This is a genomic window from Massilia sp. DWR3-1-1, from assembly GCF_049898325.1.
Taxonomy (GTDB): domain Bacteria; phylum Pseudomonadota; class Gammaproteobacteria; order Burkholderiales; family Burkholderiaceae_D; genus JAFCUW01.
In genome coordinates this window covers 129,303-148,142 of sequence record NZ_JAFCXL010000001.1, presented here as the reverse complement: position 1 = coordinate 148,142, position 18,840 = coordinate 129,303, and the positions used below count along the sequence as shown (strand labels likewise).

Annotated in this window: 17 protein-coding genes; 9 read left to right on the top strand and 8 right to left on the bottom strand. The window is 66.9% G+C overall.

The features are described 5' to 3' along the window. Positions 1–13: 13 nt before the first annotated feature. The 8 genes from ACP7EY_RS00675 (at position 14) to ACP7EY_RS00640 (ending at position 7,972) form a co-directional block, all read left to right on the top strand. Positions 14–1,165: an ABC transporter substrate-binding protein gene (locus ACP7EY_RS00675; protein ID WP_426189420.1), complete on the top strand. Its 1,152-nt coding sequence runs from the start codon at positions 14–16 to the stop codon at positions 1,163–1,165. A 27-nt stretch (positions 1,166–1,192) separates the two neighbouring features. Further along, a complete protein-coding gene (locus tag ACP7EY_RS00670; protein ID WP_426189418.1) occupies positions 1,193–2,068 on the top strand; it encodes a branched-chain amino acid ABC transporter permease in 876 nt (291 codons plus the stop codon). After that, on the top strand, positions 2,065–3,006 hold the full coding sequence (locus ACP7EY_RS00665) for a branched-chain amino acid ABC transporter permease (RefSeq protein WP_426189416.1): 942 nt from the start codon (positions 2,065–2,067) through the stop codon (positions 3,004–3,006). The genes ACP7EY_RS00670 and ACP7EY_RS00665 overlap by 4 nt, the downstream gene beginning before the upstream one ends. Next, entirely contained in the window at positions 3,006–3,761 is a 756-nt protein-coding gene (locus ACP7EY_RS00660; protein ID WP_426190022.1) for an ABC transporter ATP-binding protein, read from the top strand. Before ACP7EY_RS00665 ends, ACP7EY_RS00660 begins: the two co-directional genes overlap by 1 nt. Positions 3,762–3,773: 12 nt before the next feature. After that, positions 3,774–4,502: an ABC transporter ATP-binding protein gene (locus ACP7EY_RS00655; RefSeq protein ID WP_426189414.1), complete on the top strand. Its 729-nt coding sequence runs from the start codon at positions 3,774–3,776 to the stop codon at positions 4,500–4,502. A 40-nt stretch (positions 4,503–4,542) separates the two neighbouring features. Continuing rightward, positions 4,543–5,142, top strand: a complete 600-nt coding sequence (locus ACP7EY_RS00650; protein ID WP_426189412.1) for a phenylacetic acid degradation protein PaaY — start codon at positions 4,543–4,545, stop codon at positions 5,140–5,142. Positions 5,143–5,161: 19 nt separating this feature from the next. After that, positions 5,162–7,222, top strand: a complete 2,061-nt coding sequence (paaZ, locus tag ACP7EY_RS00645; protein ID WP_426189410.1) for a phenylacetic acid degradation bifunctional protein PaaZ — start codon at positions 5,162–5,164, stop codon at positions 7,220–7,222. Between the two features lie 87 nt (positions 7,223–7,309). After that, positions 7,310–7,972, top strand: coding sequence for a phosphoribosyltransferase (locus ACP7EY_RS00640; RefSeq protein WP_426189408.1), 663 nt, complete (start codon positions 7,310–7,312; stop codon positions 7,970–7,972). A 2-nt stretch (positions 7,973–7,974) separates the two neighbouring features. Here ACP7EY_RS00640 and ACP7EY_RS00635 read toward each other — a convergent pair whose 3' ends face one another. Further along, the gene (locus tag ACP7EY_RS00635; protein ID WP_426189406.1) at positions 7,975–8,625 is read right to left on the bottom strand and encodes a BON domain-containing protein; all 651 of its coding nucleotides are present in this window, start codon (positions 8,623–8,625) and stop codon (positions 7,975–7,977) included. Between the two features lie 102 nt (positions 8,626–8,727). Then, on the bottom strand, positions 8,728–9,981 hold the full coding sequence (locus ACP7EY_RS00630) for an AI-2E family transporter (protein WP_426189404.1): 1,254 nt from the start codon (positions 9,979–9,981) through the stop codon (positions 8,728–8,730). Between the two features lie 113 nt (positions 9,982–10,094). Between ACP7EY_RS00630 and ACP7EY_RS00625 the strand changes: the two genes are divergently transcribed. Then, on the top strand, positions 10,095–11,504 hold the full coding sequence (locus tag ACP7EY_RS00625; RefSeq protein WP_426189402.1) for an MBL fold metallo-hydrolase: 1,410 nt from the start codon (positions 10,095–10,097) through the stop codon (positions 11,502–11,504). Here ACP7EY_RS00625 and ACP7EY_RS00620 read toward each other — a convergent pair. The 6 genes from ACP7EY_RS00620 to argH all read right to left on the bottom strand — a co-directional run bounded on the left by ACP7EY_RS00620 (position 11,443) and on the right by argH (position 18,837). Further along, positions 11,443–11,772 (bottom strand): hypothetical protein, encoded by a 330-nt coding sequence (locus ACP7EY_RS00620; protein WP_426189400.1) that lies wholly within the window; start codon positions 11,770–11,772, stop codon positions 11,443–11,445. The genes ACP7EY_RS00625 and ACP7EY_RS00620 overlap by 62 nt on opposite strands. An 11-nt stretch (positions 11,773–11,783) precedes the next feature. Beyond that, positions 11,784–13,181 carry a DUF1501 domain-containing protein gene (locus ACP7EY_RS00615; RefSeq protein WP_426189398.1) on the bottom strand — a complete coding sequence of 466 codons (1,398 nt, stop codon included), beginning with the start codon at positions 13,179–13,181 and terminating at the stop codon, positions 11,784–11,786. Between the two features lie 7 nt (positions 13,182–13,188). Beyond that, positions 13,189–14,940: a DUF1800 domain-containing protein gene (locus tag ACP7EY_RS00610; RefSeq protein ID WP_426189396.1), complete on the bottom strand. Its 1,752-nt coding sequence runs from the start codon at positions 14,938–14,940 to the stop codon at positions 13,189–13,191. Positions 14,941–15,133: 193 nt separating this feature from the next. Further along, positions 15,134–16,750 carry a TRAP transporter large permease gene (locus ACP7EY_RS00605; RefSeq protein ID WP_426189394.1) on the bottom strand — a complete coding sequence of 539 codons (1,617 nt, stop codon included), beginning with the start codon at positions 16,748–16,750 and terminating at the stop codon, positions 15,134–15,136. A 93-nt stretch (positions 16,751–16,843) separates the two neighbouring features. Further along, positions 16,844–17,422, bottom strand: a complete 579-nt coding sequence (locus ACP7EY_RS00600; protein ID WP_426189392.1) for a TRAP transporter small permease subunit — start codon at positions 17,420–17,422, stop codon at positions 16,844–16,846. Between the two features lie 17 nt (positions 17,423–17,439). Continuing rightward, a complete protein-coding gene (argH, locus tag ACP7EY_RS00595) occupies positions 17,440–18,837 on the bottom strand; it encodes an argininosuccinate lyase (RefSeq protein ID WP_426189390.1) in 1,398 nt (465 codons plus the stop codon). Positions 18,838–18,840 lie beyond the last annotated feature (3 nt).

The following is an 18,840-nucleotide window of genomic DNA, read 5'->3' as shown; positions in this document are numbered from 1 at the left end:
GAGGAGACATAGCATGATCAAAACGACGTTGAAAAAATCCCTGTTGTTCGCAGCGATGGCCCTGGCGGCCAGCGGCGCCATCGCCGCCGAGCCCATCAAGATCGGCTCGGTCCTGTCGGTGTCCGGTCCGGCCGCCTTCCTGGGCGACCCGGAACTGAAAACGCTGCAGATGTACATCGAAAAAATCAACGCCGAAGGAGGCGTGCTCGGTCGCAAACTCGAACTGGTGCACTACGACGACGGCAGCGACGCGGCCAAGGCCAACAGCTTTACCAAGCGCCTGATCGAGTCCGACAAGGTCGACGTGCTGATCGGCGGCACCACCACCGGCGCCACCATGGCGATGGCCCCGCTGGTGGAAAAAGCCAGCCTGCCGTTCATCTCGCTGGCCGGCGCCGTGGTGGTGATCGACCCGGTGAAAAAATGGGTGTTCAAGACCCCCCACACGGACCGCATGGCCGCTGAAAAAGTATTCGAGGACATGAAAAAGCGCGGCATCAGCAAAGTGGGCCTGCTGTCGGAAACCAGCGGCTTCGGCGCGTCCGGGCGCAAGGAAACCCAGGCGGTCGCCGCCAAGTACGGCATCACCCTGGTGGCCGACGAAACCTACGGTCCGAAAGACACCGACATCACCGCCCAGCTCACCCGCATCAAGAGCGTGCCGGGCGTGCAGGCGGTGTTCGTGTTCGGCCTGGGCCAGGGTCCCGCCGTCGTCACCAAGAACTACGGTCAGCTGGGCATGAGCGCGCTGCCGATGTACCAGTCGCACGGCGTCGCCTCGGACGAGTACCTCAAACTGTCCGGCAAAGCGGCCGAAGGCGTGCGCCTGCCGACGCCGGCCCTGTTGATCGCCAACGCGCTGCCGGCGGCCGACGTGCAAAAAGCCATCGTCACCAGCTACGACAAGCTCTACAAGGACAAGTACAAGATGGACCCGTCGACCTTTGGCGGCTACGCCCTCGACGCCCTGAACCTGTCGGTCGACGCCATCAAGCGCGCCGGCGGCACCGACCGCGAAAAAGTGCGCGCCGCGCTCGAGACCACCAAGGGCTTTGTGGGCACCACGGGGATTTTCAACATGACCCCGGCGAACCACATGGGCCTGGACCTGTCGGCCTTCCGCATGGTCGAAGTCAAGAACGGCGACTGGGTGCAGCTCAAATAATCCCGCGACACGTTCACAAGGTTACCCATGCTTGCACAATTCCTCCAGTTCCTGTTTTCGGGATTGACGGTGGGCTCGGCGTACGCTCTGGCGGCGCTGGGTTTTACCATCATCTACAACACCAGCGGTGTCATCAACTTTGCCCAGGGTGAGTTCATCATGCTGGGCGGGATGCTGGCCGCCCTGCTGGCCGGCGCCGGCGTGCCGCTGCCGCTGGCCATCATATTATCCGTCGTCGTCACCGGCGCCATCGGCCTGCTGATGGAGAAGATCGTCATCGAACCGGCGCACAACGCCCAGGTGGTCACCCTCATCATCATCACCATTGGCGCTTCGCTGACCATCCGTGGCCTGGTGCAGATCTGGCTGGGCAAGGGCACCCATTCGCTGGCGCCGTTTTCGGGCGACACGCCGATCGTGCTGTTCGGCGCCAGCCTGCTGCCGCAAAGCCTGTGGGTGCTGGGCGTCACCCTCGTCATCGTCGGCGCGCTGGCCTGGTTCTTTGGCCGCACCCTGCTGGGCAAGGCCATGCTGGCCACGTCGCACAACAAGCTGGCCGCGCAACTGGTGGGCATCAACACCGGGCGCGTGCTGCTGCTCTCGTTCGGGCTGGCGGCCCTGCTGGGCGCCTTCGGCGGCATCCTGGTCGCACCCATCACCTACACCTCGTACGACGCCGGCATCATGCTCGGTCTGAAGGGTTTCGTGGCGGCGGTGCTGGGCGGGCTCGGTGGCGGCGTGGGCGCGGTGGCGGGCGGTCTGATCCTCGGCATCGCAGAGGCCATGACGGCCGGTTACATCTCCTCCTCGTACAAGGACGCGGTGCCGTTCGTGCTGATCCTGCTGATCCTGTTCTTCATGCCGCGTGGCCTGTTCGGCGCCAAGATGTCGGAGCGCGTATGAAGTTGATCCAGTCGCGACACGGTGGTCTGCTGATCCTGGCGCTGGTGCTGGCGGTGCTGCCGCTGGTGCTGCCCAATTCCTTCTATGTCGACGTCGCCATCCGCATCGCCCTGAACGCGGTGGTGGTGATCGCCCTGAACCTGCTGATGGGGTACACGGGCCAGATCAGCCTCGGTCACGCGGGGTTTTATGGCCTGGGCGCCTATTCATCGGCCGCCCTCACCACCCATTTCAACTGGGCGCCGATGCTGGCGCTGGCCACCGGTGCGCTGGCGACGGCCTTGCTGGCATGGGCGCTGGCGCGGCCCATCCTCAAACTCAAGGGGCACACGCTGGCCATGGCCACGCTGGGCCTGGGCATCATCATCTCCATCGTCATCAACAACGAGCAGCAGTGGACGGGCGGGCCGGATGGCATGGCCGTGCCGCCGTTCGAGCTGTTCGGGGTGACGGTGACGGGCGAAACGGGCTGGTACGCGGTGGCCGCCGTGATGCTGCTGTTGATGACCTGGCTGGCCTTGAACCTGATCGATTCGCCCGTCGGCCGCGCCCTGCAGGCGATCCACGGCTCGGAAATCGCCGCCCGCGTGGCCGGCATCGACACCACCCAGTTCAAGGTGCGGGTGTTCGTGCTGTCGGCCGTGGTGGCCAGCATCGCCGGTTCCGTCAGCGCCCACTACATCGGCTTCATCACCCCCGGCATGGCCGGCTTCTTCCACTCGATCGAGCTGGTGACGATGGTGGTGGTCGGTGGCATGGCCTCGGTGTTCGGCTCCATCATCGGCGCCGCCCTGCTCACCATCCTGCCGCAACTGCTGCAGGCCTTCGAGGGCTGGGAAGTGGTGGTGTTCGGCGTGATCCTGATGGTGACCATGATTTTCCTGCCGCGCGGCCTGGTGCCCAGCATTGCGCTGCGCTATAAAAGCCGGAGGAAATGATGCTCGAAATTAGTCACTTAAGTAAAAGCTTCGGCGGCGTGCACGCGGTGCAGGACGTCAGCTTCAGCGTGCGCGAAGGGGCGATCGCCTCCGTGATCGGGCCGAACGGCGCCGGCAAGACGACCCTGTTCAACCTGGTCAGCGGCATTTACACGCCGACCACGGGCTCGATCACCTTCAAGGGCGAAAACGTGGCCGGCATGGCGCCCGACGCGCTGGCCCGGCGCGGCCTGTCGCGCACCTTCCAGAACCTGCAGGTGTGCATGAACATGCGCGCCATCGACAACGTCATGGTGGGCTCGCACCTGCGGCTGAACCAGAACCTGTTCGCCTCGATGCTGGCGCTGCCGTCCGTGCGCCGCCAGGACGCCGCCTGCCGCGAGGAAGCGGCGCAGCTGATGGCCTTCGTCGGTGTCGGCAAATACCTCGATGCCGAGGCCAGCCAGATGCCGTATGGCGCCCTCAAGCGGCTCGAGATTGCGCGCGCGCTGGCGGCCAAGCCGGCCATCCTGCTGCTCGACGAACCGGCGGCGGGCCTGAACCACACCGAGACGGGCGAAATCGAAGCGCTCATCCGCAAGGTGGCGCAGGCCGGCATCACCGTGCTGCTCGTCGAGCACGACATGAAGCTGGTGATGAACCTGTCCGACCACATCCTGGTGCTCGACTACGGCAAGACGCTGGCCGAAGGCAGCGCCGCCGAAGTGCGCGCCAACCCCGCCGTCATCGCCGCCTATCTTGGCGCGACCGCTTAAAGGTGTTTACAGATGCGAGATTTTAGCAACGCCGCGCCAGTGCTGGAAATTCGGGCACTGGCCAGCCACTACGGCCCCATCCAGGCCCTGCACGCCATCGACATCGACGTGCGCCAGGGCCAGCTGGTCGCCCTGGTGGGCGCCAACGGCGCCGGCAAGACCACCCTGTTGCGCGCCATCTCCGGCGTGCAGCCCGTCAGCGGCGGATCGATCGTCTTCGGCGGCCAGGACATCACCCGCCTGAGCGCCGACCGCCGCGTGCGCGCCGGGATCTGCCAGGTGCCGGAAGGGCGCCAGGTGTTCGGCCCCATGAGCATCGAAGACAATCTGCGCCTGGGCGCCTACACGCGCCCGAAAGGGGAACTGGCGGCCGACCTGGAACGGGTCTACGGCCTGTTCCCCGTGCTGCGCGAGAAGCGCGCGCTGACCGCCGGCATGCTCTCCGGCGGCCAGCAGCAGATGCTGGCGATGGCGCGGGCGCTGATGGGCCATCCGAGCCTGCTGCTGCTCGATGAGCCCAGCATGGGCCTGGCGCCGCTGCTGATCAAGGAGATTTTCCGCATCGTCGAGAGCTTGCGCGACCAGGGCATCACCATCTTGCTGGTCGAGCAAAACGCCCACGCCGCGCTGGCCATCGCCGACGTCGGCTACGTCATCGAGACGGGCGCCATCGTGCTCTCCGGTCCCGGCCCCGAACTGCTGCAGAACGAACAGGTGCAGTCGGCCTATCTCGGCATGTAAGCAGGCTTAAACAGGCTCACACAGAAAAAACGGGCATCCCATGGTCAAAGTCTATGCAATCAATGGCATCACCCCGGTGGTCCATCCCAGCGCCTACGTGCACCCCAGCGCGGTGCTGATCGGCGACGTCATCGTCGGCCCGCGCTGCTACGTGGGCCCGCTGGCGTCGATGCGGGGCGACTTCGGCCGCCTCATCCTCGAAGAGGGCGCCAACCTGCAGGACTGCTGCGTCATGCACGGCTTCCCCGGCGACGACACGGTGGTCGAAGTCGATGGCCACATCGGCCACGGCGCCATCCTGCACGGCTGCCGCGTCATGCGCAACGCCATGGTCGGCATGAACTGCGTGGTGATGGACCAGGCGGTGGTGGGCGAAGACTCGATCATCGCCGCCAACAGTTTTATCAAGGCCGGCATGCTCATTCCGCCCCGCTCGATGGTGATGGGCTCGCCCGCGCGCGTGGTGCGCCAGCTGGAAGAGAAGGAAATCGCCTGGAAGCGTTTCGGCACCACCCAATACCACCAACTGGCCGTGCGGTCGATGCAGACCATGCGCGAAACCGATTCGCTCGACGCCGTCGAAGCCGATCGCCAGCGCATCGTGTTCGATGACGATATGCACAAGCCGAAGCACACTTGAAGACGTAAAGGATATCGATATGACCCACGTAGCAACCCTGCAAAGCCTGATCGGCGGCCGCTGGATCGGCAGCCAAGCGAGCGCACCCCTGCACAGCGCCATCACCGGCAAGGTGATGTTCCATACCCACGCCGAGCGCATCGACTTCGACGAAGCCATCGTCTACGCGCGCAAGACGGCGGTGCCGGCGCTGATGGCGATGGACTTCCAGACCCGCGCCGCCAGCCTGAAGGCGCTGGCCATGTACCTGATGGAGCGCAAGGAAGCGCTGTACGCCATCTCGCAGCACACGGGCGCCACCCGCGCCGACAGCTGGGTCGACATCGAAGGGGGCATCGGCACCCTGTTCGCATTCGCCAGCATGGGCTCGCGCGAGCTGCCCTCGTCGAACGTGCTGCACGAGGGACCGGCCATCGCGCTGGGCAAGCGGGGCGGCTTTGCCGGCACCCACATCATGGTGCCGCGCGGCGGCGTCGCCGTGCACATCAACGCCTTCAATTTTCCCATCTGGGGCCTGCTGGAAAAATTCGCGCCCAGCTACCTGGCCGCCATGCCCTGCATCGGCAAACCGGCCAGCGCCACCAGCTACCTGACGGAAGCGCTGGTGCGGATGATCGAGCAATCGGGCATCCTGCCGCCGGGCGCGCTGCAACTGGTCATCGGCAGCACGGGCGACCTGCTCGACCGCCTGCGCGGCGACGATGTCGTCACGTTTACGGGCTCGGCCGACACCGCCCTCAAACTGCGCACCAACCCGAATTTGATGCGCAACTCGGTCCCCTTCACCGCCGAGGCGGACTCGCTCAACTGCGCCATCCTGGCGCCGGATATTGCGCCGGACGACCCGGAGTTCGAGCTGTTCGTCAAGGAAGTGGTGCGTGAAATGACGGGCAAGTCGGGCCAGAAGTGCACGGCGATCCGCCGCGTGATCGTGCCCGAAAACCGGGTCGATGCGCTCGCCGAGCGCTTGCGCGAGCGCCTGTCGAAGGTGGTGGTGGGCGACCCGCAGGCCGAGGGCGTGCGCATGGGCGCGCTGGCCTCGCTCGACCAGCAGCGCGACGTGGCCGAACGGCTGGCGCTGCTCGCCGCCGGCAATGAAGTCGTGTTCGGCGCCGCCGACGGTTTTCATCCGGTCGGCGACGACGTCGCCGGCGGCGCCTTCTTCGCGCCCACCTTGCTGCTGTGCCGCGATGGCGCCAATAACGCCGCCGTCCACGACGTCGAGGCGTTCGGCCCCGTCAGCACCATGATCACCTACAGCGCCGCCGGCGGCATCGACGAAGCGGTGCAGCTGGCCGCGCGCGGCAAGGGCTCGCTGGTGTCGACCCTGTGCACGCGCGACCCCCGCATCGCCGCGCGCGCCGTGCCCGGCCTGGCCGCCTTCCACGGCCGCGTGCTGGTGCTCGAGCGCGAAGCGGCGGTCGATTCGACGGGCCACGGCGCGCCGCTGCCGCAACTCAAACACGGCGGCCCGGGCCGCGCCGGCGGCGGCGAAGAGCTGGGCGGCGTGCGCGCCGTCCGCCACTTCCTGCAGCGGGCCGCCCTGCAGGGTTCGCCCACCATGCTGGCCGCCGTCACGGGCGAGTACGTGCGCGGCGCGGCCGTGCAGGAAAGCCCCATCCACCCCTTCCGCAAGCACTTCGAAGAGCTGCAGATGGGCGACTCGCTGCTGACCCACCGACGCACCGTGACGGAAGCGGACATCGTCAATTTCGGCGGCGTCTCGGGCGACTATTTTTATATGCACTTCGACGAGATCGCCGCCCGCGACACCCAGTTCGGCAAGCGCATCGCCCACGGCTACTTCGTGCTGTCGGCCGCCGCCGGCCTGTTCGTCTCTCCCGCACCGGGCCCCGTGCTGGCCAACTATGGCCTCGACAACCTGCGCTTCGTCGCCCCGGTGGCGATCGGCGACACCATCCGCGCCCGCCTCACCTGCAAACGCAAGGTCGACCGCCAGCGCGTCGATGACAAGGGCATCGGCCAGGGCGTGGTGGCGTGGGACGTGCAAGTGACGAACCAGCACGAAGAGCTGGTGGCCAGCTACGACATTCTGACGCTGGTCATGAAGCAGCACTGAGTCCACCCGGGACGGCAACGACGGAACTCGCGCCGGCGCCATCGGTCTAACGATGGTGGCGCCTTGCGCGTTTTTTTCGTCCCTCCCATGCCCGAGCCCAGCCGTTTTAGCACGCGCGAGCAAGCCGGCAAGCTGCTGGCGGCGCGCCTGCGTGCCTATGCCTACCGTGCCGATGTGACCGTCATTGGCCTGCCCCGTGGCGGCGTGGCGGTGGCCGCTGCCGTGGCCGCCATCCTCGATGTCGCGCTCGATATCGTGCTGGTGCGCAAACTCGGCGTGCCGGGGCACCCCGAATACGCGATGGGCGCCGTCGCCAGCGGCGGCCTGCGCGTGTTGCAGCCCGATACCGTGGCCGAACTGCACATCCCCGCCGCCGTCATCGAGCAGGTGGCAGAGCATGAAGCGGCGGAAATTGCGCGGCGCGAAGCCTTGTATGGCGCCCATGCGCCCGGCCCCGCATTGCAGGGCAGGGTGCTCATCGTCGTCGACGACGGCCTGGCCACGGGCGCGACCATGTGGGCCGCCGTCGAGGCGCTGCGCCAGGCGGGGCCGGCGCGCATGGTCGTCGCCGTGCCGGTGGGGGCGCCCGACACCTGCGCCGCCTTGCGGCCCCGCGTCGACGAACTGGTCTGCCTGCGCGAACCGTCGCCGTTCTTCGCGGTGGGGCAGTGGTACCGCGATTTCCGGCAAATCGACGACGCTGAGGTCAGTGCGCTGCTGGCCGCCGCCCGTCAGCGCCGGCACCCTTGAGGTCAGCTGCCCAGCACGATGCTGTTGCGCACAGTATTGACCCCGGGTGCCATCCAGGCGGCCCGTTCGGCTTCCTCGCGCTCGGCCCAGGTCTTGACGGTGCCGGTCAGCACCACGTCGGCGCCGCTCACTTCGATGGTGATGCGGTTGGCCTCGAGCTGCGCGTTGCGGTGGAAGGCGGCCTGGATGGCGCCGCGGATTTCCTTCGGGGCCACGCCGGGCAGCAGGGTGATTTCATTTTGCACGCCTTTGACCCCGTGCAGGGAGCGCACCGCCGTTTCGGCGCGCTGGCGCTGGTAGTTCCATTGCACCTGGCCTTCCAGGCGCACGTGGGCGTTCTCGACGATGGTCTTGATGTTTTTTGACGATACCGGCAACTGGATTTGCAGGGCATGGACGGCATCGTGGGCGATTTCGGCGTCGCTGCGGGCGTCGGGGCCGATGCGCACTTCGATGTCGTTGGCCAGCCCGTACACGCCCTTGACGCGCTTGGCGGCCCGCTCGGCCTGCAGCTTCTCGCCATAGCGGTGCACCACGCCCGTGAGCGTGACGACGCCATCCTTCACGCCCACCGTCACCCCGCCCGCGTCGATGACGGGGTCCCAGGCCAGTTCATGTTCGACGTTTTGCTTGACTTCCTTATCCGTGCTCATGCGCTCCTCCGATGGTGGCATCGCCGGCGGCGGTGTCGCCGCCCGTGAATGGGTGTCCGGATTCCAGCATCGGCCGCGGCCGGCCAGGGCGATTGATTCCCCTCAATCGTGCGCGGCGCCGGTGGCGGCGGCCAGTTTTTCGGCAGCGATCTCGTCGTCTTTCTCGCGCAGGGCGCGCGCCGTCGTCATGGCGGCGGCCACCCCGGCGGCCTGCTCGGCGCCCATGCCATCGGTGCGCCGCAGGTACTCGGCCTCGCCGACGGTATCGCTGCGCTCGATGCTGCGGTCGGCCGCTTGCGCCACCTCGCCTGGCAGGTCCATTTTCAGTTCTTCCACCAGCATCAGCAGCGCCGCCGCCACGGGCAGGGCCAGCAGGGCGCCGGCGATGCCGTACAGGCTGCCGCCGGCGATCAGGGCGAACAGCACGATCGACGATGGCAGGCGCAGCGCGCGGCCGTACACGAGCGGCACCAGCACCCGGCTCTCGAATTCTTCGTAACACAGCAGCAGCACCAGCACGATGGTGGCGGCGACCGAACTGACCGCCAGCGCGGCCAGCACGGCCGGGATCATGGTGAGAAAAATGCCGACGAAGGGCAGCACGTCGGCCAGTCCGCCGAAGGCGGCGATGGCCAGCGCGTTGGGCACGCCGGTGGCGGTCAGCAGCGCGAACAGGAAGCCGCCCATCAGCGCGCAGGTGACGATCTGGCCGCGCACGTAGCCGCCGACGATCACTTCCAGGCGCAGCAGGATGCGCGAGAGCTTGATGTGCTGGCCCCGTGGCACGGCGGCGAACAGGGCGCCACGCAGGCGGTCGCGGTCGATCATGATGTAGAGCGCGAGGAAAAACGCGCCGGCGCCGTAGGCGACGATTTCGAGCAGGTCGCGCGACATCACCAGCGCCTGCGTGCCGAAGGACTTGAACATGGCGCTGTACTGGAGGGTGTGGACGGTGCTGGCCAGGGGCGAGGTCAGCGGATAGCTCGACAGTAGCGCCACCAGCCGGGCGCGCAGTTGCGGCTCCTGCCGGACCAGGCTGGCCACCTGCTCGACGATGGCCGGCACGGTAAACACCAGCAGCGCGCCCACCCCCACCAGCACGGCGAAAAACACGGCGAAGATGGCCGGTGCGCGCTTGAGTTTGCGCTGTTCGAGCGCTTCGACCGCCGGGTTGAGCGTCCCCACCAGCATCAGCGCCACCACCAGCACCAGGATCACGGGCACCATCTGGGTCAGCAGGGCCAGGCCGGCCACCAGGGCGACGATCAGGTACAGGCTGTTGGGCGCGATCTCGATGCGCACGCTGCGCTTCTTGCGGGGCAGGCCGGTCGATCGATCGGGGGGCAGCTCGGTCATGGCGTTCTTTCGTGGCGTTGGGCTTGCGGTTCGCTTGCGGTGGCATCCATGATGGCAGCAAGTGCGCTGCCACGGTGGTGTAACTGCGCCGCGCGAACGACTATACTGCGGCGATGAGCCTCCTGATCTCCCGCATCCTGCACGCCGGCTACCTGTTCGAGGCGGACGGCACGCGCATCGCGTTCGACCCCGTGTTTGAAAATCCGTTCAGCCGCAACTGCCACGCCTTTCCCGCCGTGCGTTTCGATACGGCCGCGATCGCGGCAACCCCGCTCGACGCCGTGTTCATCTCGCACCTGCACGACGACCATTGTTCGCTCGACAGCCTGGCCCTGCTCGCGCGCAGCACCCCGGTCTACCTGTACTGCCTGTTCGACGAGCTGTTCGAGATGATCGGCCAGCTCGGCTTTACCCGCGTTCACCGGCTGGCGATCGACCGCCCGGTGCGCATCGGCGCCATCGAGGTGACCCCGCGCGAGGCGCTCGACGCTGACGTCGACGCCATGTTCCAGGTGCGCGCCGGCGGCGTCAATGTGCTCAACGTCGTCGACGCCTGGATCGCCGACGCGGTGGTGGCGCAGCTGGCCGCCGAGGGGCCGTGGGACATGGTGCTGTGGCCGTTCCAGCCCATGCGCGAACTGGCCGTGATCGCGCCGTCGCGGGCCGCGCCGCACCAGCCAGGCCTGCCGGACGACTGGATCGACCAGCTGCGCGCGCTCGCGCCCCGCTACGTGGTGCCCAGCGCCTGCCAGTTCGTGCAGGAAGACTGGTCGTGGTACAACCATGCGATGTTCCCCATGACGTATCGCGAGTTCGCGCAGGCCGTCACCACGGCCCTGCCGGCGATCGCCATCGTGCGCCTCAACCCGGGCGTGTCGGTCCGCCTGGACGCCGCTGGCATCGCGCCGGCGCCGCCGCTGGCGTGGGTCGAGCCGGTCGGCCCGCAGGATGTCGATGTCGATTTTCGTCCGCACGCCGCGCCACCGTCGACGGCGTCCATCGCGCAGCGCTTTGCCGCCCTCGACGCCGCCGGGGCGGCGCTGGTGCTGGCGTTTTGCGGCGACGGCCTGCTGCGCCGCTACCGCGCGCTCGAGCTGCCCGAAGCGAGCTATTTTCAGCGCCGGCGCCACTGGCGCCTGCGCCTGTTTGACCACGATGGCGCGGTGCGCCAGTTCGACTACATCGTCGAGGGCGACACCATTGAACTGGCCGGCGACGCGCTGGCGCCGGGCTGGCTGACCGAGGTGGCGATGAGCAAAGTGTACGGCGCGCTGGCGCTGGGCGAATCGCTCACGTCGATGTACGTGCGCATCAATGACGCCACCTTCGACGCGGCGTCGGAACACGATTTACGCGATGCCGACCTGGTCGACGATCCCTTGATCCGCTGCCTGTTCGACGAGGTGGTGGGGGCCTACCAGGCGGCCCAGCTCAAGCGCCTGCTGGCGGCACAGGCTCCGCTTATTTCGACAGCGCCGGCAACGGCGTCGCCATTACCAACTGCAGACTCTGCTCGGCCGTAAAGCCCTTTTTGCGCAGCGCGTCGAACAGGTTTTTTTTGAAGCTGGCGATGCGCTCGGCCGTCTCCGGCTGTTCCGCCACGGTGAGCTGGGCGTTTAACTGTGCCTGCACGCCCCGTTCGAGGGCGGCCAGCGCCGCCGCGGTCGACGAGTCGGCCATCCGCAGCATGTCTGCGGGGGCGGGGCGGGGCGGCGTTTGCGCCAGCACGGACGTCGACATCAGCACGGACGTCGACAACAGCAAACCGGCAACAGCGATCGGGACACGCATGCGGTGGATCCTTAGATAAAACCCAGCGTTCGCGCGCCGGCATTGTAGTTCGACAGGCTGGGCAGCAGCGTCAGCAGGTTGCTGTCGGAGACGCCCATCCATTTGCCCAGGGTGGCGGCGAGCTGGTCGACCGAAGTGGTGGGCACCAGCCGGCCCTGGCCGACGTCGTCGGGGCCGTTGTTGGCCACCACCGGCGCCGTGCCGTACAGCGACTTGCCCTTGACGGCGCCGCCCATGACGAAGTGCATGCTGCCCCAGCCGTGATCGGAACCGTCGTTGTTGCCCACCATTGTACGGCCGAAGTCGGAGGCGGTGAAGGTGGTGACGTTGGCGGCCACGCCCAGTTCGACCGTGCTCTGGTAAAACGCGGTCATGGCGGCGGCCACGTTCTTCATCAGGGTCGGGTGGACGGTGGCCATCGAATCGTGGGTGTCGAAGCCGCCCAGCGACACAAAGAACACCTGGCGCCTGGCGCCCAGCTTGGGCGCGGCGGCGATCATGCGCGCCACCATCTTGAGCTGGTCGGCCAGGCTGTTCGGGGTGGGCCAGGCGGTGGCCAGGGCCGGGGTGCTCGCCAGCGCGCTCGTTAGTACGCTGTCGGCATCGACCGAGCGCTTGGCCACCCGGTTGTATTCGGCTTCGAGCAGGTGGCTGCGCGGCTGGGTGATCAGGGTGCGCAGCGCTTCGGTGGCGGCGCTCGAGCCGAACAGGGGCGACTTCAGGCCCGCCAGCGGCACCGAGCCGTTGGTCGACACCTGGTATTGCACGGCCGAGTTACCCGACATGAAGACGGCGTTGCCCGACACGTTCACGCAGGTGAAGGTGCTGTTGCCGTTGCCGCTTTCGAAGACGTCGCCGATGCGCCCGCCCCAGCCTGAAATTGCCCCTTCCGGCGCCAGCGCCTGCCAGGTCGATTGCTGGTCGTTGTGGGAAAACAGTTTGGCTGGCAGCTTGACCGACTTGTTGGTGTACTGGAGCTTGGTGGTGGGCCCGATCAGGGTGCCGATGTTGAGCAGCACGCCCAGTTGGCCGCCATCGAACAGGGGCATCAGCGGCGCCAGGTTGGGCGCCAGCGCGTACTGGTGCGCCGCGCCCGTGCTGTCGACGGGCGCCTGGACGGGATTCAAGGCGGTGGCAGCCAGGCTGGCGCGGGCGTGGGCGAAGCTGGGGCGCATCGCCTGGTAGGCGTTGTAGCTGGCCTGGTCGTAGGGGGTGACGGTGTTGGCGTAGTCGTTGCCGCCATACAGGAAGATGCAGACCATCGCCTTGTAGTCGGTGGCGGTGGCGGCCGAGGCATCGGCCATGGCGGCCAGGTTGAGCGCCCACGGCGCGGCCACGCCGGCCAGCGAGAGGGCGGAAGCGCGTTGCAGGAAGGCGCGGCGGGAGGCGCTGGTGGCGGGTTTGGACATGGCGGTGTTACTTCACAATGATGAATTCGGGGGCGGCCAGCACCAGCACCAGGGCGGCGTAGATGCGGTTCAGGCGGGCGGCGTCGGTGCCGGCGGTCATGGAATTGACGGCCGTGGTGATCAGGGCCGTGCTGGCGCCCGAGAGCTGGCCGGCGGCCAGCAGCAGGTTCAGTTCATCGACCAGGCTGGCCGCCACATCGGCCAGCGGCAACAGCGCCGCGTAGGTCGACTTGACGTCGCCGGCGCCGTTCTTGACGACGTTCTGCATGTAGTTGAGGTAGCCGACCACGCTGGACTCGTTGGTGATCTGAAATTCCGGCGCCACCAGGCCGGCGCTGCCGACGGCGCTGTTGGGCGGCGCGTAGCCGGGCCGGAAGAAATTGAACACGCTGCCCGAGCGCAGCGGGCTTTGCGACAGGCGGGTGGCCGGGTCCGAGGTGTTGCCGACGGTCCAGGCGTCGGCCGTCGAGGTGGCGCCCGTGGCGCGCGCCCACGCGCACAGGCGCAGCACCGGTTCGCGCTGCTTGCCGAAGGCGGGGTCGGCCAGTTTGGCGCTGGCGCGCGCCTCCCCGTCGAGCAGGATGGCCTTGAGCACGGCCTTCAGATTGCCCTTGACGCCGCTGCCGTCGTTGCTGAACACGGCGGCAATGCGGGCCACGTAGGCGGCGCTGGGATTGCTGGTGACGAGGCGCATGATCAGCTGGCGGCTGATGTTGGGCGCAATGTTCGGGTGGGCGAACAGGGTGTCGAGGGCGATGCGCAGGCTCTCTTCGCCGCTGGTGCCGGCGGCGATGGTGGTGCCGAGGAAGGTCTTGCTGCCGCTTTCATGGCGGCTGGCCGTCACCGTCATGGGTTTGCGCTTGAATTCGGGCACGTCGGTGGTGGTGCCCGTCAGGTCGTAATTCCAGCCCGTGAAGACCCGCGCCAGGCCGCCGATGTCGTCGAGCGTGTAGGTTTCCGTCGCCACACCCCCGCTCAGTTTGGCGCTGCCGTCCTGGTTCAGTTGCACCAGGCCGATGGTAAACAGCTGCATGACTTCGCGCGCGTAGTTTTCGTCCGGCAGGGCGCCCGTGCTGGTGTTGGCCTTGACGTTGCCGCGGAAGGTCAGGTATTCGCCCATCGGGGCGCTGGTCGACACTTGCCCCAGCAGGGTGCGGTAATTGCCGAACGCCTGCGCTTCGAGCAAGTCGAGCCAGGCGGCGGCCGAAAACGTGTTCCAGCCGCCGCTGAAGCCGGCGATCGAGGCGACCAGGATTTCCGACAGGGCAAAGGTGACGCGCTGGCGCAGGGTGTCGGGCGAGCTGAGCATCTTGCGCCAGATCGCCGGGTCGGCGCCCGCTTCGCTGTTCTTGTTGGCGAGGGCGTCGAAGCCCTTCGACACCAGCCAGTCCCAGCGCGTGGTCGACGGCGCCAGCGCCATCTGTTCATCGATCCAGCCGGCGTAGCCGAGCGCCTGCACGCGGGCGATCTGCTCGCGCGTGGCGCCCATCGACGCCTGCGCCAGGAAGCGCGAGGCCGTCACCGCCGTCACCGCTTCCGGCACCACCGGGGTGGGCGCCGGCGTGACGGGGCTGGCCGGCGCGCCCGGGGCGCTGGCGCTGGCGCCACCACCGCCGCCACCGCAGGCGGCCAGCAGGGCGGCGGCGGACAGCGCCAGCGCCGCGCTGCTGGCCTTGTGCGCCGCCGCGCCAGGGGTGGGCGCCGCCGCCAGTTGTTGCGTGTCGTGTTCGGCGTCCGATATCGATTCGACCACTGCCATGTTGACCCCGTTTTGCTTGATTGAACAATTAACGGGAATCGTAGAGCAGAGACCGCGAGATACCAACGGGCAATTCAAATGAACGCGAGAAAAGTGTTAATTGAATCCGTACAGCAACACTAAATTGTGTCGTCAATAATGACTGATGTGGTCTTGACAGTTGGCGTCGAGGCAAGCGCCGGCGGGGCGCCCCCTATTTGTTGTCCGGCTCATAACTTGGCTGGGGAATATCGCTCGACGGCACATCGAGCTTCAGTTCCAGCTGTTCCGTCATGTCGGTTTTTTTCTCGATCGACACCAGGCGGGGGAAGGCGATGATGAGGGCGACCATGACGACCTGGATCAGCACGAACGGGATCGCGCCCCAATAAATGTCGCTGGTTTTGACTTCTTTTGGCGCCACCGAGCGCAGGTAGAACAGGGCGAAGCCGAACGGCGGGTGCATGAACGAGGTTTGCATGTTCACGCCAAGCAGCACGCCGAACCAGATCAGGTCGATGCCCAGCTTGTGCGCCACCGGTCCCACCAGCGGCACCAGGATGAAGGCCAGCTCGAAAAAGTCGAGGAAGAAGGCCAGTAAAAAGAACATCACATTGACCACCACCAGGAAGCCGTTGACGCCGCCGGGCAGGCTGGTGAGCAGGTGTTCGACCCACAGGTCGCCATTGACGCCGCGGAACACCAGCGAAAACACGGTCGAGCCGATCAGGATGAAGATGACGAAGGCGGACAGGCGGGTGGTCGAATGCATGGCTTGGCGCAACAGCGACCAGGACAGGCGGCGGTTGGCGAGGGCCAGGAGGATGGCGCCGGCCGCGCCCATGCCGCCCCCTTCGGTGGGGGTGGCCATGCCGATGAAGATGGTGCCCAGCACCAGGAAGATCAGCGCCAGCGGCGGGATCAGCACGAACACCACTTTTTCGGCCATGCGCGAGAGCAGGCCCAGCTTCAGATTGCGGTTGGCGATGGCGGCGACAAAGGCGAACACGATGGCGGCGGCGCTGGAAAAAATCGCCAGCTCGTCGGCCGCCAGGTTCGGGTGGCTGGCGCCCCACAGCGTGTCGAAGGCGACGCCGACACCGGCCGTCACCGCCAGCAGTGCGAACAGCGAGGCGACGCCGCTGTCGCCGTTCGGCTGGCGCAGGTTGCGCGCTTCGAGCGGCAGGGCCGGCACGTAGGCCGGCTTGATCAGCGACAGCAACAGCACGTAGCCGGCATACATGGCCGTCAACATCAGGCCGGGAACGAACGCGGCGCGGTACATATCGCCCACCGAGCGGCCCAGCTGGTCGGCCATGACGATCAGCACGACGGAGGGGGGAATGATCTGCGCCAGCGTGCCGGAGGCGGCGATGACGCCCGAGGCGAGGCGCTTGTCGTAGCCGTAGCGCAGCATGACGGGCAGGGAAATGAGGCCCATCGAGATGACGGACGCGGCCACCACGCCGGTGGTGGCGGCCAGCAGGGCGCCGACGAAAATCACCGCGTAGGCCACGCCGCCCCGGATCGGGCCGAACAGCTGGCCGATGGTGTCCAATAAATCCTCGGCCATGCCGGAGCGTTCCAGGATCAGGCCCATGAAGGTAAAGAAGGGGATCGCCAGCAGGGTGTCGTTGCCCATGATGCCGAAGATGCGGTTCGGCAGCGCTTGCAGCAGCTCCGGCTTGAGCAAACCGAGCTCAATGCCGACGAAGCCGAAGAACAGGCCGTTGGCGGCCAGCGAAAAGGCGACCGGGAAACCCGACAGCAGGAAAATGACCAGGGTGCCAAACATGATGGGCGCGATGTTGGCGATGATGAATTGTTCCATTGAGTCCCCGAAAGCCTTGTTTTTTTATGGGTGCAAGCGCTGCAAGCGCGGCGCGCCGTCGCGTGCACGGACGGGCGCGCTTGCTGCCGATGATTACTTGATCTGGTTGGCCGCCTTGATGGCGGCAATTTCGTCCTGCGGCGTGGTGCTGAGCTTGGCAAAGTCGCTGCCGTCGCTGCGGCCGGCCAGGAAGGCGATGCGCTTGATGATTTCCGAGACGCCTTGCAAGGTCAGCAGGAAAAAGCCCAGCGGCACCAGCAGCTTGGCGGGCCAGACGATCAGCCCGCCCGCGCTGCTCGAGCTCTCGCCCGTCAGCAGCGAATAGCGGAAGAACGCGATGCCATAGTAAAAAATCAGCAGGCACACGGGCAGCAGGAACAGGGCATAGCCGGCCAGGTCGATCCACACCTGGGTGCGCTTGCTGAAATGGCTGGTGATGACGTCGATGCGCACGTGCTCGTCGCGGCGCAGGGTGTAGGCGCTGGCGAGCATGAAGACGGCGGCGAACAGGTACCACTGGATTTCCAGCCAGGCATTCGAGCTCATCTTGAAGGTGTAGCGCACCAGCGCGTTGACGGCGCAGATGATCACCGCCAGCAGCAAGGCCCAGCTGACGGCGCCGGCAATTTTTTCATTGAGCAGATCGATTGCGCGCGAGAAGGCGATGAACATGGCGGCTCCGTCGGTCGTTAGCGGGGCAACTGGCTGCGCACGCGGGCGATCGCCGCGCGCACCTGGCGCGGCGCGGTGCCGCCCACGTGGTCGCGCGCGGCCACCGAGCCTTCGAGCGTGAGCACGGCAAACACGTCCGCGCCGATCAGGGGCGAGAACGCCTGCAGGTCCTCGAGCGTCATTTCCGACAGGTCGAGCCCGCTGGCGTCGCAGGCGCGCACGGCGCGCGCCACCGCTTCGTGGGCGTCGCGGAACGGCAAGCCGCGCTTGACCAGGTAGTCGGCCAGGTCGGTGGCGGTGGCGTAGCCTTGCAGGGCGGCGGCGCGCATATTGGCCGCTTTGACGGTGATGCCGCCGGCCATGTCGGCGAAGATGCGCAAGGTGTCGGTGACGGTGTCGACGGTGTCGAACAGCGGTTCCTTGTCTTCCTGGTTGTCCTTGTTGTAGGCCAGCGGCTGGCCTTTCATCAGGGTCAGCAGGCCCACCAGGTGGCCGTAGACGCGGCCGGTTTTACCGCGCGCCAGTTCCGGCACGTCGGGATTTTTCTTTTGCGGCATGATCGACGAGCCCGTGCAGAAGCGGTCGGCGATGTCGATGAAGCCCACGCGGGGGCTCATCCAGATGATCAGTTCTTCGGCCATGCGCGACACGTGCATCATCAGCACCGAGGAGGCGGCGCAGAACTCGATGGCGAAATCGCGGTCCGAGACGGCGTCGAGCGAGTTGTGGCAGACGTCGTCAAAGCCCAGCGTGTTCGCCACGCGCAGGCGGTCGATGGGGAAGGTGGTACCGGCCAGCGCGGCCGCGCCCAGCGGCAGGCGGTTGACGCGCTTGCGGGTGTCCTGCATGCGCTCGACGTCGCGGCCGAACATTTCGACATACGCCAGCATGTGGTGGCCGAAGGTGATGGGCTGGGCCACCTGCATGTGGGTAAAGCCGGGCAGGATGACGTCGGCGTGCTGCTCGGCCAGGTCCGTCAGCGCGCCGCGCAGGGCCTGCAGCAGCGCCACGATGTCGTCGATGGCGGCGCGCACGTACAGGCGGATGTCGGTGGCGACCTGGTCGTTGCGCGAACGCCCCGTGTGCAGGCGCTTGCCGGCGTCGCCCACCAGTTCGGTCAGGCGCTTTTCGATATTCAGGTGCACGTCTTCCAGGTCGAGCAGCCAGGTGAAGGTGCCGGCCTCGATTTCGGCCCGGATGGTGGCCATGCCGCCGTCGATGGCGGCGCGGTCGTCGGCGCTGATGATCCCTTGCGCGGCGAGCATCTCGGCGTGGGCCAGCGAGCCCTCGATGTCGAACAGGGCCAGCCGCTTGTCAAAGAACACCGAGGCGGTGTAGCGTTTGACCAGTTCGGAGACGGGTTCGGAAAAGCGTGCCGACCAGGCTTCGCCCTTGTTGGAAAATTGTTCTGTCATGTG

What these genes read in the sequence shown, in the direction of transcription:
- ACP7EY_RS00600 (WP_426189392.1), bottom strand. Translation starts at nt 17,422, where the DNA reads ATGTTCATCGCCTTCTCGCGCGCAATCGATCTGCTCAATGAAAAAATT.
- ACP7EY_RS00620 (WP_426189400.1), bottom strand. Translation starts at nt 11,772, where the DNA reads ATGCGTGTCCCGATCGCTGTTGCCGGTTTGCTGTTGTCGACGTCCGTG.
- ACP7EY_RS00625 (WP_426189402.1), top strand. Translation starts at nt 10,095, where the DNA reads ATGAGCCTCCTGATCTCCCGCATCCTGCACGCCGGCTACCTGTTCGAG.
- ACP7EY_RS00670 (WP_426189418.1), top strand. Translation starts at nt 1,193, where the DNA reads ATGCTTGCACAATTCCTCCAGTTCCTGTTTTCGGGATTGACGGTGGGC.
- ACP7EY_RS00655 (WP_426189414.1), top strand. Translation starts at nt 3,774, where the DNA reads ATGCGAGATTTTAGCAACGCCGCGCCAGTGCTGGAAATTCGGGCACTG.
- ACP7EY_RS00605 (WP_426189394.1), bottom strand. Translation starts at nt 16,750, where the DNA reads ATGGAACAATTCATCATCGCCAACATCGCGCCCATCATGTTTGGCACC.
- ACP7EY_RS00630 (WP_426189404.1), bottom strand. Translation starts at nt 9,981, where the DNA reads ATGACCGAGCTGCCCCCCGATCGATCGACCGGCCTGCCCCGCAAGAAG.
- ACP7EY_RS00640 (WP_426189408.1), top strand. Translation starts at nt 7,310, where the DNA reads ATGCCCGAGCCCAGCCGTTTTAGCACGCGCGAGCAAGCCGGCAAGCTG.
- ACP7EY_RS00650 (WP_426189412.1), top strand. Translation starts at nt 4,543, where the DNA reads ATGGTCAAAGTCTATGCAATCAATGGCATCACCCCGGTGGTCCATCCC.
- paaZ (WP_426189410.1), top strand. Translation starts at nt 5,162, where the DNA reads ATGACCCACGTAGCAACCCTGCAAAGCCTGATCGGCGGCCGCTGGATC.
- argH (WP_426189390.1), bottom strand. Translation starts at nt 18,837, where the DNA reads ATGACAGAACAATTTTCCAACAAGGGCGAAGCCTGGTCGGCACGCTTT.
- ACP7EY_RS00660 (WP_426190022.1), top strand. Translation starts at nt 3,006, where the DNA reads ATGCTCGAAATTAGTCACTTAAGTAAAAGCTTCGGCGGCGTGCACGCG.
- ACP7EY_RS00675 (WP_426189420.1), top strand. Translation starts at nt 14, where the DNA reads ATGATCAAAACGACGTTGAAAAAATCCCTGTTGTTCGCAGCGATGGCC.
- ACP7EY_RS00610 (WP_426189396.1), bottom strand. Translation starts at nt 14,940, where the DNA reads ATGGCAGTGGTCGAATCGATATCGGACGCCGAACACGACACGCAACAA.
- ACP7EY_RS00665 (WP_426189416.1), top strand. Translation starts at nt 2,065, where the DNA reads ATGAAGTTGATCCAGTCGCGACACGGTGGTCTGCTGATCCTGGCGCTG.
- ACP7EY_RS00615 (WP_426189398.1), bottom strand. Translation starts at nt 13,181, where the DNA reads ATGTCCAAACCCGCCACCAGCGCCTCCCGCCGCGCCTTCCTGCAACGC.
- ACP7EY_RS00635 (WP_426189406.1), bottom strand. Translation starts at nt 8,625, where the DNA reads ATGAGCACGGATAAGGAAGTCAAGCAAAACGTCGAACATGAACTGGCC.